11 protein-coding genes are annotated in these 12,953 nt (G+C 59.8%); 7 read left to right on the top strand and 4 right to left on the bottom strand.

Going from position 1 to position 12,953, the window contains the following annotated elements; genetic code table 11:
• Positions 1-2 precede the first annotated feature (2 nt).
• From mutY to groL, 4 genes are all read left to right on the top strand, one after another.
• Positions 3-1,130, top strand: coding sequence for an A/G-specific adenine glycosylase (gene mutY, locus NZ740_06940; protein MCS6771748.1), 1,128 nt, complete (start codon positions 3-5; stop codon positions 1,128-1,130).
• Between the two features lie 232 nt (positions 1,131-1,362).
• Positions 1,363-3,294: a molecular chaperone DnaK gene (gene dnaK, locus NZ740_06935; protein MCS6771747.1), complete on the top strand. Its 1,932-nt coding sequence runs from the start codon at positions 1,363-1,365 to the stop codon at positions 3,292-3,294.
• A gap of 108 nt (positions 3,295-3,402) precedes the next feature.
• On the top strand, positions 3,403-3,693 hold the full coding sequence (groES, locus tag NZ740_06930; GenBank protein ID MCS6771746.1) for a co-chaperone GroES: 291 nt from the start codon (positions 3,403-3,405) through the stop codon (positions 3,691-3,693).
• Between the two features lie 39 nt (positions 3,694-3,732).
• Positions 3,733-5,352, top strand: coding sequence for a chaperonin GroEL (gene groL, locus NZ740_06925; GenBank protein ID MCS6771745.1), 1,620 nt, complete (start codon positions 3,733-3,735; stop codon positions 5,350-5,352).
• Positions 5,353-5,444: 92 nt separating this feature from the next.
• Here the strand turns inward: groL and NZ740_06920 are convergent, their stop codons facing one another.
• The gene (locus NZ740_06920; protein MCS6771744.1) at positions 5,445-6,560 is read right to left on the bottom strand and encodes a DUF1343 domain-containing protein; all 1,116 of its coding nucleotides are present in this window, start codon (positions 6,558-6,560) and stop codon (positions 5,445-5,447) included.
• A 47-nt stretch (positions 6,561-6,607) separates the two neighbouring features.
• Here NZ740_06920 and NZ740_06915 point away from each other — a divergent pair, with 47 nt between their 5' ends.
• Positions 6,608-9,256 (top strand): PQQ-dependent sugar dehydrogenase, encoded by a 2,649-nt coding sequence (locus NZ740_06915; protein MCS6771743.1) that lies wholly within the window; start codon positions 6,608-6,610, stop codon positions 9,254-9,256.
• 18 nt (positions 9,257-9,274) lie between these two features.
• Here NZ740_06915 and NZ740_06910 read toward each other — a convergent pair whose 3' ends face one another.
• Together NZ740_06910 and NZ740_06905 are read right to left on the bottom strand one after the other, a co-directional pair.
• Entirely contained in the window at positions 9,275-9,601 is a 327-nt protein-coding gene (locus NZ740_06910) for a hypothetical protein (GenBank protein MCS6771742.1), read from the bottom strand.
• Between the two features lie 164 nt (positions 9,602-9,765).
• The gene (locus NZ740_06905) at positions 9,766-10,380 is read right to left on the bottom strand and encodes an HNH endonuclease (protein ID MCS6771741.1); all 615 of its coding nucleotides are present in this window, start codon (positions 10,378-10,380) and stop codon (positions 9,766-9,768) included.
• 177 nt (positions 10,381-10,557) lie between these two features.
• On the opposite strand from NZ740_06905, the gene NZ740_06900 reads away from it, so the two are divergent.
• Together NZ740_06900 and NZ740_06895 are read left to right on the top strand one after the other, a co-directional pair.
• Complete coding sequence (locus tag NZ740_06900; GenBank protein ID MCS6771740.1) at positions 10,558-11,037, top strand: Lrp/AsnC family transcriptional regulator; 480 nt, start codon at positions 10,558-10,560, stop codon at positions 11,035-11,037.
• 25 nt (positions 11,038-11,062) lie between these two features.
• A complete protein-coding gene (locus NZ740_06895) occupies positions 11,063-12,253 on the top strand; it encodes an aminotransferase class I/II-fold pyridoxal phosphate-dependent enzyme (GenBank protein ID MCS6771739.1) in 1,191 nt (396 codons plus the stop codon).
• A 206-nt stretch (positions 12,254-12,459) separates the two neighbouring features.
• Here NZ740_06895 and NZ740_06890 read toward each other — a convergent pair whose 3' ends face one another.
• The gene (locus NZ740_06890; protein MCS6771738.1) at positions 12,460-12,846 is read right to left on the bottom strand and encodes a zinc-ribbon domain-containing protein; all 387 of its coding nucleotides are present in this window, start codon (positions 12,844-12,846) and stop codon (positions 12,460-12,462) included.
• Between the last annotated feature and the right edge of the window lie 107 nt (positions 12,847-12,953).

Raw genomic sequence — 12,953 nt, 5'->3', positions numbered from 1 at the left:
GAATGACGCCGATCTTTACGCCTTCGCGCTGCCGGGCGCTTCGCAAAAGCCTGTTGGCTTGGTTTGCCGCGAATGCGCGCGTCCTTCCGTGGCGCGTCGCGCGGACTCCGTACCGGATCTGGATCTCCGAAATCATGTTGCAGCAAACCCGGGTCGATACGGTCATTCCTTACTACAAAAAATTCGTCTCGCGATTTCCATCTGTGCAGCGGCTGGCCCGGGCATCTCGGGATGAGGTGCTGAAGGCATGGGAAGGACTCGGCTACTACTCGCGCGCGCGGAATCTACATGCGGCGGCGCAAATGATTGTCGAAAAACATGCCGGCCGCTTTCCGCGCGATCTGGAATCCATCCGCAATCTCCCGGGCATCGGGCCTTATACGGCGGCTGCCATCGGCAGCATCGCCTTCGGTATTCGGGCTGCGGCTGTTGATGGAAACGTCGTGCGCGTGCTTGCCCGGCTGACTGGCTTCGAGGGTGATCTGTCCCGTAGCGCGAACCACATCAAGGTCGCAAAGATGGCGGAAGAGCTGTTGGATCCGAAGCAGCCCGGAGCCTTCAACGAGGCGCTCATGGAGCTCGGCGCGACCTGCTGCACACCGCGCAATCCCGATTGCCCGGCCTGCCCCTGGGGCCGCTGGTGCGCGGCCCGCGAATTGGGACGGCCTGAGGATTTCCCTCGGCGCAAGCGGGCGAAACGAATCCCGCATCGCGAGGTTGGGGCCGGGGTCGTGTTTCGGCGGGATGGCCGCCTCCTGATCGCGAAACGGAAGCCCGGGGAGATGCTCGGCGGGCTATGGGAATTTCCGGGTGGAACGCGCGAGTGCGGGGAGACCATCGAGGCCTGCATCGCGAGAGAGCTGAAGGAAGAATTGGATATCGAGGTTGCTGTCGGCCCTCGGCTGGCGACGGTTTACCACGCCTTCAGCCATTTCACTATGGATTTGCACGCCCATACCTGCCGGATCCTCAAGGGCACGCCGCGCCCGGTTCATTGCGCAGACTGGCGTTGGGTCTCTCTTTCCGAACTCGATCAATTTGCTTTTGGAAGGGCTGACCAAAAAATCATCGAAACCCTCCATTCGCTCTCGCCTTCGGAACTAGACCGATTCAGAAACTCTGATTTCTGAACGCTCCCATTACCAAAAATTAGGCACAAGGTTTATCGTGACACTTCGCCACACAGATACGGTTTAAGCGTGACATGATGTCTCATTTTTCGCGGTAGGGCCCGCATGTTCCTAATGTTTTTTTATTTGTAACTTGTTGATTTAGAAGGCATAGAAAGAATACTTCGGGTTTGGGTTGTTTTGTTGGCACGTCGACTGCTTTTCAATGTCGCGGTAAGGAAGTGAGGAGCCTATGTCCAAGGTTTTAGGGATTGATCTAGGAACAACGAACTCGTGCATGGCGATCATGGAAGGCGGCGAGCCTGTCGTGATCCCGAATGTCGAGGGCGGCCGTACTACGCCTTCGATCGTGGCATTTACTAAGACGGGTGAGCGGTTGGTCGGTCAGTCGGCCAAACGTCAGGCTGTGACCAATCCGAGCAATACTATTTACTCCATCAAACGATTTATGGGCCGGAAGTATTCCGAGGTTGGCTCAGAAATTTCGCGTGTGCCTTACAAGGTAGTGCCGGCGTCCAACGGCGACGCTTATGTCCAAATCGCCGAGAAGAATTATTCCCCTCCCGAAATTTCCGCAATGATCCTCCAGAAATTGAAGGCCGACGCGGAAGCCTATCTCGGCGAGAAAATTACGCAGGCCGTCATCACCGTTCCCGCCTATTTCAACGACAGTCAGCGGCAGGCCACCAAAGATGCGGGCCGCATTGCAGGGCTGGATGTGCTTCGGATCATCAACGAGCCCACTGCGGCTTCGCTGGCGTATGGTTTGGACAAAAAGAAGGACGAGAAAATCGCCGTATACGACCTGGGAGGCGGAACGTTCGACATCTCGATCCTCGAGATTGGCGACGGCGTCTTCGAGGTGAAGGCGACCAATGGCGACACACATCTGGGCGGCGACGACTTCGACGCTCGGATCATGGAGTGGTTGATTAGTGAGTTCAAAAAGGAGCATGGCATCGACCTCTCCAAAGATCCGATGGCGCTTCAGCGGCTGAAAGAGGCCGCAGAGAAGGCGAAAATCGAGCTCTCCAGCTCGCAGAGCACGGAAATCAACCTGCCGTTCATCACGGCTGACAGTTCCGGGCCGAAACACCTTAACATGACGTTGACCCGCGCAAAGCTGGAACAGCTCGTCGACGATTTGATCCAGCGGACGATCAACCCGGTTGAGAATTGCCTCCGGGATGCCGGGCTTAAGCCCTCCGACATCGACGAGGTGATTCTGGTGGGTGGAATGACCCGCATGCCTAAGGTGCAGGAGATCGTCCGCCGGTTCTTCGGCAAAGAGCCTCACAAGGGCGTGAATCCTGATGAAGTCGTGGCGGTCGGCGCCGCGATTCAAGGCGGCGTGCTCAAGGGTGAGGTGAAGGATGTTCTCCTGCTGGATGTAACGCCGCTCACCCTCGGGATTGAGACTCTCGGTGGAGTTTTCACACCATTGATCGAGCGGAACACCACGATTCCGACACGGAAAAGCGAGATTTTCAGCACCGCCGCAGACAATCAAACATCCGTCGAGATTCACGTCTTACAGGGCGAGCGGAAGATGGCGGCGGATAATAAGACGATCGGGAAGTTCCATCTCGACGGTATTCCGCCGGCGCCGCGTGGCGTCCCGCAGATCGAGGTAACCTTCGACATAGACGCCAACGGCATCCTGCACGTCAGCGCGAAGGATCTTGGTACGGGCAAGGAGCAGAAGATCACGATTACCGCATCCAGCGGCCTCACCAAGGAGGAAATTGAGCGTATGCGTCAGGATGCGGAATTACACGCCGCGGAAGACGCCCGCAGGCGCGAGGAGGCGGAAACCCGAAACCGTGGGGACAGCATGGCGTATGAGGCGGAGAAGTTTCTCAAAGAGCATGGGGACAAGGTTGACGCGGAAAAGAAATCCCGCCTCGAGTCGGCGATTTCCGCCCTCAAGGATGCAGTCAAGTCGAATGACGTCGCCCGCATCCGCAGCGGCATCGAGGAGGTCAACACCCAGATCCAGGCCATCTCGTCCGAAATGTATGCCCGGGTCCGCCAGCAAACGTCGGCGGGTCCCGGTTCCTCGCAGGCGCGCGGCGGATCGACGAGCGCGGGCGACTCGTCCCGGTCAGACACGGTGATCGATGCGGATTTCACGATGGTCGACGACAAGAAGAAGAAACCCTGACAACGAGGGGCCGGCAGCTCGTGCCGCCGGCCGCTTAGGAGTTTCGGCGAACCTGGCGAGTGCCGGGGCCAAGGAATAGGTAGGAACTATAATGGAGGAATACTGCGCATGAAGATCCAACCGTTGGGTGATCGCGTCCTGGTCGAGCCCAAGAAAGAGGCCGAAGTCAAAAAGGGCGGGATCATCATTCCCGACACGGCGAAGGAAAAGCCCCAGGAGGGCGTCGTCATCGCCGTCGGTACGGGCAAACTGAATGAAAAGGGTGAGAAGATCCCCTTCAACGTCAAGAAGGGGGACACCGTGCTGATGCCCAAGTATGGCGGCACGGAGATCAAAATCGACGGAAAGGAATATCAAATCATCCGCGAGGAGGACATCCTCGGGATCATCGAGGAATAAACGCCCGTCTTCAGGGCATCGAAACAGGAGTCACGACGTATGGCAGCGAAGCAACTCAAGTATGATCAGGAAGCGCGGCAGGCGATCCTGGCCGGCGTGGAGAAGTTGAGCCGCGCCGTCAAGGCCACCCTGGGTCCGCGCGGGCGCAACGTGGTTCTCGACAAGAAGTTCGGTTCTCCGACCATCACAAAGGACGGCGTGACCGTCGCGAAGGAAATCGAGCTTCCGGATCCCTTCGAGAACATGGGCGCCCAAATGGTGCGCGAAGTCGCCAGCAAGACCAGCGACGTCGCGGGCGATGGGACCACCACGGCGACGGTGCTGGCCGAAGCCATCTATCGCGAGGGCCTCAAGAACGTCACAGCCGGGGCGAATCCCATGAGCCTCAAGCGGGGCATTGACGCCGCGGTCGAAAAAATCGTCGAGAACCTTCAGAAGCAGAGCAAGAAGGTTAAGGATCGCGCGGAAATTGCCCAAGTCGCGACGATTTCGGCCAACGGCGACAAGTCGATCGGTGAAATCATCGCGGATGCGATGGACAAGGTCGGCAAGGACGGCACCATCACCGTCGAGGAGGCCAAGAGCATCGAAACCACGCTCGATGTCGTAGAGGGGATGCAGTTCGACAAGGGCTACCTCTCGCCGTACTTCGTCACTAACCCTGAAACGATGGAGGCGGTGCTCGAGGATGCCTACATCCTCATCTACGAGAAGAAGATCTCGAACCTCCAGGATCTTCTGCCGTTGCTGCAGAACATCGCGAAGAGCGGCCGTCCGTTGTTGATCATCGCTGAGGACGTAGAGGGTGAGGCGCTGGCGACGCTGGTCGTGAACAAGATTCGCGGCACGCTGCAGGTCGCGGCGGTGAAGGCCCCCGGATTCGGCGATCGCCGCAAGGCGATGTGCGAGGATATTGCTATCCTCACCGGTGGCCGCTTCATCTCCGAAGACCTCGGCATTAAGCTCGAGAACGTGCAACTGTCGGATCTCGGCCGAGCGAAGCGGATCACGATCGACAAGGAGAACACGACCATCGTCGAGGGCGCCGGCAAGACCTCCGACATCCAGGGCCGTATCAACCAGATCCGCCGGCAGATTGAGGAGACCACCTCCGATTACGATCGCGAGAAGCTCCAGGAGCGTCTGGCGAAACTCGCGGGCGGCGTGGCCGTCATCAATGTCGGCGCAGCGACCGAAACCGAGATGAAGGAGAAAAAGGCCCGCGTCGAGGACGCGCTCCATGCGACCCGCGCCGCGGTCGAGGAGGGAATCGTTGCCGGTGGCGGCGTGGCGCTCATTCGCGCGCAGTCCGCGCTCGACGATCTCAAGCTCGAGGGCGACGAGGCGATCGGCGTCGATATCGTCCGCCGCGCCTGCGAGGCGCCGCTTCGCCAACTGGTCGACAACGCCGGTCAGGAAGGCGCGGTTGTCGTGCAGGAGGTCAAGAAGCAGAAGGGGGCCAACGGCTATGACGTGGCGACAGGAGAGTATGTCGACATGTTCAAGGCCGGCATCATCGATCCCACCAAGGTCACGCGGACGGCGCTGCAGAACGCCGCGAGCATCGCTGGGCTTCTGCTCACCACCGAATGCATGGTGACCGAGATTCCGGAGAAGAAGGAAACGCCTCCTCCGGGCGGTGGCGGAATGGACTACTAAGTCATCTCGCCAAACGGCAGATATATCCAAACGGGCGGCCATCTGGGCCGCCCGTTTTTTTCCGGAATCTCCGAACCGGAACGACGAATTCTTTAGGGCTTGTACAACAGGTAGCGAGCACGTTTCCGCGCAAAGGCGCGCAGACTGGCGGAGTAGATCGCGACGATGTCGTGCGCTGCCGTGCCGGCGAGAAGCGCTTCCCGGACGTCTGGATCGCCGGCGAGTTGGTCAAACCATTCCGGGCGCGTTCCGGGCGCCGACCAGACGGCCTCAGATCCGTAGTCGTCGCGCAGCGCGCAAAGGATCGACACCATCGCCTGAAATGGCCGCAAGGCATCGGGATTCGTGACACACAGACGAATGCCCGGCGTCGGCGCCCAGATAGGCGCGGCGAATAGTCCGGCAAGTTGCAGGGAATTGACCCGCGCCGCAAAACGTTCCGCATCGAGCCACGGTGCGCACAGGATCTGGAAGGGCGTCGTTCCTCCGCGACCGCAGTCCAGCGTCGGTAGCGCTTCTGTGAAGACCGTAATGGGATAGGTCCAGGCCGTTTGCCAGTATCGGATGCCCGGCGATGGCGATACCCAAACGTAGGGAGCCACTCGACCGGATCGGCGCCAATCCATCGCGCGAACGACGAGAATCTCCACCTTCAGCCCGAGCTCGTCCCGAAGCCACAACGCCGTCTCGCCCGGTGTCATACCATAAATAAACGGCGCCGGAATGCCCGCGACGAAGGACTCGCATCCCGGCTTTGGGAGGGGGCCGTCGACGGTCCGCGGGAGCGGAATTGGGCGATCACACACGACGACGCGGATACCGCATTCGGCGCATGCCTCCAACGCGAGGCGCAGCGTCGAAACAAAGGTGTAGCAGCGCACGCCGATGTCCTGCAGATCGATCACCAAGGTGTCGATGCCGGCGAGCATGTCTCGCGTCGGTCGCCGATGGGCTCCGTAGAGAGAATAAACGGGGATGTTCCAAGCGGGATGCCGCTCATCGGGAACTCCTTCACCCGCACCGCTGCGGCCCCAGTAGCCATGCTCCGGCCCAAACAGCGCGGCCAGCCGGACTCCGAGAAGCTCCCGGAGGACTACCGACGCATGCCTCCCTTTTCGGTCGACCGCAGCCGGATGGGTCAGCAACCCGATGCGGCCCTTCAGATCGACCCTGTTTCGAATCAGATTATCCAGCCCCGAACGAATCATCGTTGAATGAATAACCAAGCGGCATGCTTTGTGCTACACTTCTTCATATGATTCGCGCTTGGTTGATTCTCATCGGCGCAGCGGTCGGCACAGCGGTCCCATCGCATGCGGTCACACAGCGTGTCGCCAACACGACTCTCGCTTTCCCCGGGGTTCCGCCCGCGACAGCCGCCACGGGATACACCGTCGCTGTCGCTTTTCCCAGCGTGGTCTTCACGAATCCCATTGCGATTGCGTCACCGCCGGGAGAGACGAATCGCCTGTTCGTTGTCGAGCGAGCCGGCCGCATCGTCGTGATCACAAACCTGGCCGCGCCGACACGAACCGTGTTCATGAATATCCAGTCGCGGGTAAACACGACCTCCGAGGGCGGCCTGCTCGGGCTCGCGTTCCACCCTGGTTTTGCTACCAACGGGCGGTTCTTTTGCTTTTACACGACCACCGCCACGAATGGCACGGGCACAGGTTTCCACACGCGGGCCTCCGAATTCCGCGTCTCGCCGACGAATGCCAACGCGTTCGACCCTTCATTTGAGCGCATCCTGTTCAGCCAGTTTAATGATGCGGCAAACCACAACGCTGGCGACCTGCACTTCGGACCGGACGGCTACCTTTACATAGGCACGGGCGACGAGGGCGGCGGCAATGATAACTACAACAATTCGCAAGTGCTCGATCGGGACTTTTTTAGTGGCCTGATGCGGATCGATGTGGATTTTCGGCCCGGTAGCCTGCCGCCCAACCCTCACCCCGCGCTCGGCGCAGGAACGAATTATGCGGTGCCGCCGGACAACTGGCTGGTCGGTGTGACCAACTACCTAGGCTCGAACCTCGTGCCCCACCAGGTTCGAACGGAATTCTGGGCGCACGGGTTTCGCAACCCCTTCCGCTTCACATTCGATCCCCGCACCGGCCGACTCCTTCTTGCCGATGTCGGCCAGAACGCCTGGGAAGAGGTGAACTGGGTCACCAACGGCGGCAATTACGGGTGGGCTCACTTCGAAGGATTTGCGCCAGGACCCAAACCGACACCTCACCCGGCCTCCGCCTACACGCGTCCGTTGCTGACTTATGCGCATGGGACAGGCACCAACAAGGGCAACTCCATCACGGGGGGAATCGTTTACTACGGGGATCGCATGCCGGAACTGGTGGGGAACTACATTTTTGCCGACTATGTTCGCGGCAATGTGTGGGCGATGACCGACAACGGCGTAACGAATACGTCCTTCAAGTGGCTCACCTCGCTTGGATCCGTGGTCGGTTTTGGACGCGATCCGCGAAATGGGGATGTTCTGATGGCCAAATTGGACGGGCAGGTGTTTCGGCTGCTGCCGCTTATTTCGACCAGCGGCGTCCCGGCACAGTTGTCGGCGGCGGGAATCTTCTCAAACCTGGTGACGCTTTCCACGCACCCAGGGATCCTCCCCTATGACGTCAATGTGCCCTTCTGGGCCGATGGCGCCTCGAAAAAGCGATGGTTCTCGATTCCGAGCACCAATCTCCACATGGTGTTTCACCCCGAGCAATCGTGGACGTTTCCAACCGGAACCGTCTGGATCAAACATTTCGAGATCGAGACCACGGCCGGAGTGCCCTCGTCCGTGCGCCGGCTCGAGACGCGGGTGCTAGTGAAGACGGATGCGCCCGACGGCGGATACGGGTTGACCTATCGATGGGGCGAATCTGGAACCGAGGCTTTCCTAGTTCCGGAACACGGCTTGGAGGAGCCCATTCACATCGTGGAGGGGGGCACCGTGCGGACGCAGATTTGGCAATATCCTTCGCGGTTGGAATGTCTCGCATGTCACAATTCCGCAGCCGGATTCGCGGTCGGGTTTCAAACGCCCCAGCTCCATCGCGATTTCGCCTATGGCCCGACCGATGTTACCAACCAAATCCGACGTCTTGCGGCGTTGGGCTATTTCCAGACGAACGTCGTCTCTGTGACCCTGCTTCGCGCGCTCGTGCCTCCGACGAATCAATCGGTCAGCCTCGAACAGCGCGCGCGGTCCTATCTTGCCGCGAATTGCGCCCATTGCCATTTACCGGGGGGACCAGTACCGTCGGGCTTCGACACGCGGATTTTTACGCCGCTGTCCGCGACGCACATGATCGAGGGATCCCTCGCGAATAATTTCGGCAACACGAATAACCGCGTGATCCGCAGAGGCGCGCCCGCCCAATCGATGATCCACACGCGGATGGCGATTCGGGGGCCCGGACAGATGCCTCCTGTCGGCTCAACCATCGTAGACACGCAAGGCGTCGCGCTGATCGCCGCCTGGATCGGGTCGCTGACGTCGCACCTGACGTTTGCTGAATGGCAGTCCGCCCATTTTGGTTCCCCCGCAAATCCGGATGCTGGACTCGATCGTGACCCGGATGGCGATGGCGAGCCGAATCATTTGGAGTATCTGCTCAAAACCCAGCCTACCAATGCTGCCAGCGCGCGCGGGGGGCTGGAAATTTCCCCGGCGTGGCACGGCGGCCCGCGCCTGCGGTTTGTGCATGTCGCCAACCGCGGTGTGCGAATCGAGGGGAACAACGATCTTTCCGCCGGCGAATGGACGCCGCTCGATATTAGCGCAAACCGGCCGCATTTCCCCGCGGTGGACGAGGAAGTCATGGTCGATGAGGCGCTTCTGGGCGCAGAGCCGGCCCAATCATTCCGCGCCATCTTTTACGAGCCTTGAACCGACGATCTCGAGCCCTCAGGAGCGCGAGTCGTCATCCTCATCAAAGTCTTCGGAGAAATCCTCCTCTTCCTCGACCAGGCGATCGGCCTCCTCGTCTTCGTCGAGAATTTCATCCAGATCTTCGACGTCCTCGAAGTCGGGTTCCTCGTCCGCAAACTCATCGTCGTCTGCAAATTCATCCTCCTCGTCCTCGCCGAGGAGATAAGGGCAGTCCGCCGAATTGATCGGACAGACGCCGTCGCGGAATTCCTGATGGCAGACGGGGCATTCCTCGGCCTCGAAATCGCTGTACATGTCAGACTCCTCGTCCGGGTAATTGGGCTTTCTGCGATTGGGTGACATGGGTGCTCCTTTTCACGGCGCCACGCCGCGCCCTTCAGGTCCAGATTTACTACCCGCTTGCCGTGTTGGCTGTCCAGATGGACGCGCGAATTTTTTCCAGCGGCTCGCAACTCCCGGAATGGGAAGGCCATGCCGGTCGTCAGCGCCCCTCCGACCGGCTTGCCCTACTCGTCCTCGCCGAGTTCGACATTCCAATACGCGAAATCGAGGAAATGGCGCCACGAATGGTGGGCGCATTTGTGAAAATGCACCTCGAGGAAGGGACGCCAGCGAGGCTTTTTCGGCTTCCGGATTAGGTGCATGCCGGCTTGCTCCGGCGTCCGATTGGCCTTGCGCCGATTGCATTCAATGCAACTGCAGACGATGTTCGTCCATGTGGTCAGGCCGCCCTGTTGCCGCGGAATCACGTGGTCGAGGTTCAAGTCCTTGCGGTCGAACTTCCGGCCGCAGTACTGGCACGTGTTCTTGTCTCGTTCAAAAACATTTTGACGCGTGAACTTGACCTCCTTGGCCGGAAGCCGATCGAAGAACAGCAGCAAAATCACCCGAGGGATCGGGATGCGGAATCGGATGGTGTGGATGACCTCATCGGGCTCGTCTGCCGGCGAAAAATCGCACCACTCGCGGAAGGTGAAGGTCTGGAACCCGTTCGCGTCCTGATACACAACCTGCGCATGGCCCGTGAATAGCAGTGTCAATGCCCGCTCGGCGGTACACACATTGACCGCCTGCCAGAGGCGGTTCAGCACCAACACCGGACGCTCGAGTAACGAAGACATGGCGCAAACCCGCGCAATTGGCGCGGACCATATCAAAGCGACCTCGCACTGTCAAAGTGGGAGTCGGCGCGCCGGCGACCCCGGCGTCCGCGACACAAACAAAAGGCTGGACGCCCCCCCGCCGCCCGCGATACTAACGAGATTCTCTTTGCATCGATACGAAAGGCGCCTGCGGATATGGACGAACTGCTGATGCTGCTCAAGCGCAACGCGCTGGAGACGCCCGAGAATCTGGCGAAAATGCTCGACCTCACCCCGGAGGAGGTACGGCGTCGGATTGCGGAGTATGAAAAGGCCGGCGTAATCCGAGGCTATCAGGCTGTCGTTAACGAAGACCAGCTCTCTGTCAACAGGGTGACCGCCGTCATCGAGGTCAAAGTGACCCCGGAGCGCGAGGGCGGTTTCAACGCCGTCGCTGAACGCATCAGCAAATTTCCAGAAGTCCAGTCCGTATACCTGATGTCCGGCGCATTCGATCTGCTGCTGTTCGTGTCGGGAAAGGACCTGAAGGAAGTCGCCTTCTTTGTAAGCGAAAAACTCGCGACCATCCGCGGCGTCATATCGACCGCCACCCACTTCATGCTCAAGACCTATAAGGCCAATGGTGTCCTGATGAACCCCTCGGAAGGCGCCGAGCGCCTCAAAGTATCACCCTGATTTCGGACAGGCCGCCATGAGTCGGATCGAAACTAAAGTGGCATCCCATGTCCGAAACATACCCCGGTCCGGAATCCGGGACTTCTTCGACATTGTCAGCACGATGCGCGACGTCATCAGCCTCGGAATCGGCGAGCCGGATTTCGATACGCCCTGGCACATCCGCGAGGCTGCCGTTCACGCCCTCGAACGCGGCAACACCGGCTACACCTCGAACCTCGGGCTTCTCTCCCTGCGGCGCTCCATTTCAGATTATGTCGAACGTCAGTACGGCGTCCGCTACCAGCCGGAAAAGGAGATCCTCATCACTGTCGGGGTGAGCGAGGCGCTTGACCTCGCGCTTCGGGCCATCATTGAGCCTGGCGATGAAGTGATCTACCACGAGCCCTGCTACGTGTCTTACGGTCCTGTCATCCTCTTCGCGCACGGCAAACCCGTGGCCATTGAGACCGGCCCGGCCGACGGCTTTCGCATCACCCGCGACCGGCTCGAAGCCGCCACGACGCCTCGCACCAAGGCTCTGATGCTCAATTATCCCAACAACCCCACTGGCGCCACCCTTACGCGCGAAGATGTGCGGTCGATCGCCGAGTTCGCCATCGAGCATGACCTGATCGTGATCACCGATGAGATCTACGCGGAACTGACGTACGATCAGCCCCACGCCAGCGTGGTATCCGTCCCCGGCATGCGCGACCGGACCATCTTCCTCCACGGCTTCTCGAAAGGGTGGGCCATGACTGGTTTCCGCCTCGGCTACGCCTGCGGGCCAGCTGACCTGATCGAGGCGATGATGAAAATCCACCAATACACAATGCTTTGCGCCTCGGTCATCAGTCAGGAAGCAGCCGTCGAAGCGCTGCAAAACCCGGGAAATGACGTCGAAGAAATGCGCGACGAATACCGGCGGCGTCGCAATTTCCTTCACCGTTCCTTTCAGGAACTCGGTTTGCCCTGCATGCGCCCGACCGGCGCGTTTTATGCATTTCCCTCCATCGGACATCTCGGGTTGACCTCAAAAGAATTCGCGCTTCGCCTGCTCGAAGAGGAAAAAGTGGCAGTCGTTCCCGGAACGGCGTTCGGCGCGTGCGGAGAGGGATTCGTTCGTTGCGCTTACGCGACCTCGATGGAGGATCTTCAGGAGGCCGTGCGGCGCATCGAGCGCTTCTTGCGACGAATACAGGCCCCGTCCTTCACACGCATAGCCGCTTGCTGACTTGTCCACAGGGCGCTCGACCGCTCTGTGGATAAGTGGAGATTCGCCCCAAATCGAAATCGCAATCCATTGATCGAAAATGGGTTGCGAATTTGCCTCCCGAAGACCCCTCCCGGCCGGTTATTAACAGGCTGAGCAAATTGTGGATAAATGGGTTCACAGCCCTGCTGGATGAGCTGTTTGGGCTAAAAAGCGCGGCCGACAGATCAGGCCTGCGGCGGCTCGGATGGCGGCTCGGCGAGGATATCGACGATCCGGTCGAGGGCGGCCTGAATCAATCCCAGCTCCGCGCTGATCCGTTTGTGCCGCTCGGATTCCACGCTCAGGCGATGGTTCAGTCGCGCGATTTCCGCTTGCAGAGATTCGAGGACGTTTTCAGTTTCGGCGGGCGCCTCCTGGGCCGCCTCCCCTTCGCCCTCGGCCCCTTCAGCGGGAACCGGCACCTGGATATCCTCCTGGCATTGCGGGCAACGGACGATCAGTCCGGCGCCTCGCTCGTCGATCGCGAGGCTTTTGCCACATTTCGGGCATTCAAACACGATGTCCGTTTCTCGAATTTCCGTTGAACCCGCTGAACGAATTTCCCCTTCCATGGCGCGCTCTCCGTTACTGACCTCTCCGATTATCCTAGCTCTGTCCGTGCTAAATGGGTAGAAAAATTGCGCTCAAGTTCACGATCGTAGGCCGGAGGACGCGTTGC

It is taken from the genome of Kiritimatiellia bacterium (assembly GCA_025054615.1).
GTDB lineage: Bacteria > Verrucomicrobiota > Kiritimatiellia > CAIVKH01 > CAIVKH01 > JANWZO01.
This window is presented reverse-complemented; position numbering and strand designations above follow the sequence as displayed.

Excerpts from the sequence above, each read along its gene's own strand:
- NZ740_06905 (MCS6771741.1), bottom strand. The coding sequence starts at position 10,380 with ATGTCTTCGTTACTCGAGCGTCCGGTGTTGGTGCTGAACCGCCTCTGG.
- NZ740_06890 (MCS6771738.1), bottom strand. The coding sequence starts at position 12,846 with ATGGAAGGGGAAATTCGTTCAGCGGGTTCAACGGAAATTCGAGAAACG.
- NZ740_06920 (MCS6771744.1), bottom strand. The coding sequence starts at position 6,560 with ATGATTCGTTCGGGGCTGGATAATCTGATTCGAAACAGGGTCGATCTG.
- dnaK (MCS6771747.1), top strand. The coding sequence starts at position 1,363 with ATGTCCAAGGTTTTAGGGATTGATCTAGGAACAACGAACTCGTGCATG.
- NZ740_06915 (MCS6771743.1), top strand. The coding sequence starts at position 6,608 with ATGATTCGCGCTTGGTTGATTCTCATCGGCGCAGCGGTCGGCACAGCG.
- groES (MCS6771746.1), top strand. The coding sequence starts at position 3,403 with ATGAAGATCCAACCGTTGGGTGATCGCGTCCTGGTCGAGCCCAAGAAA.
- NZ740_06910 (MCS6771742.1), bottom strand. The coding sequence starts at position 9,601 with ATGTCACCCAATCGCAGAAAGCCCAATTACCCGGACGAGGAGTCTGAC.
- NZ740_06900 (MCS6771740.1), top strand. The coding sequence starts at position 10,558 with ATGGACGAACTGCTGATGCTGCTCAAGCGCAACGCGCTGGAGACGCCC.
- groL (MCS6771745.1), top strand. The coding sequence starts at position 3,733 with ATGGCAGCGAAGCAACTCAAGTATGATCAGGAAGCGCGGCAGGCGATC.
- mutY (MCS6771748.1), top strand. The coding sequence starts at position 3 with ATGACGCCGATCTTTACGCCTTCGCGCTGCCGGGCGCTTCGCAAAAGC.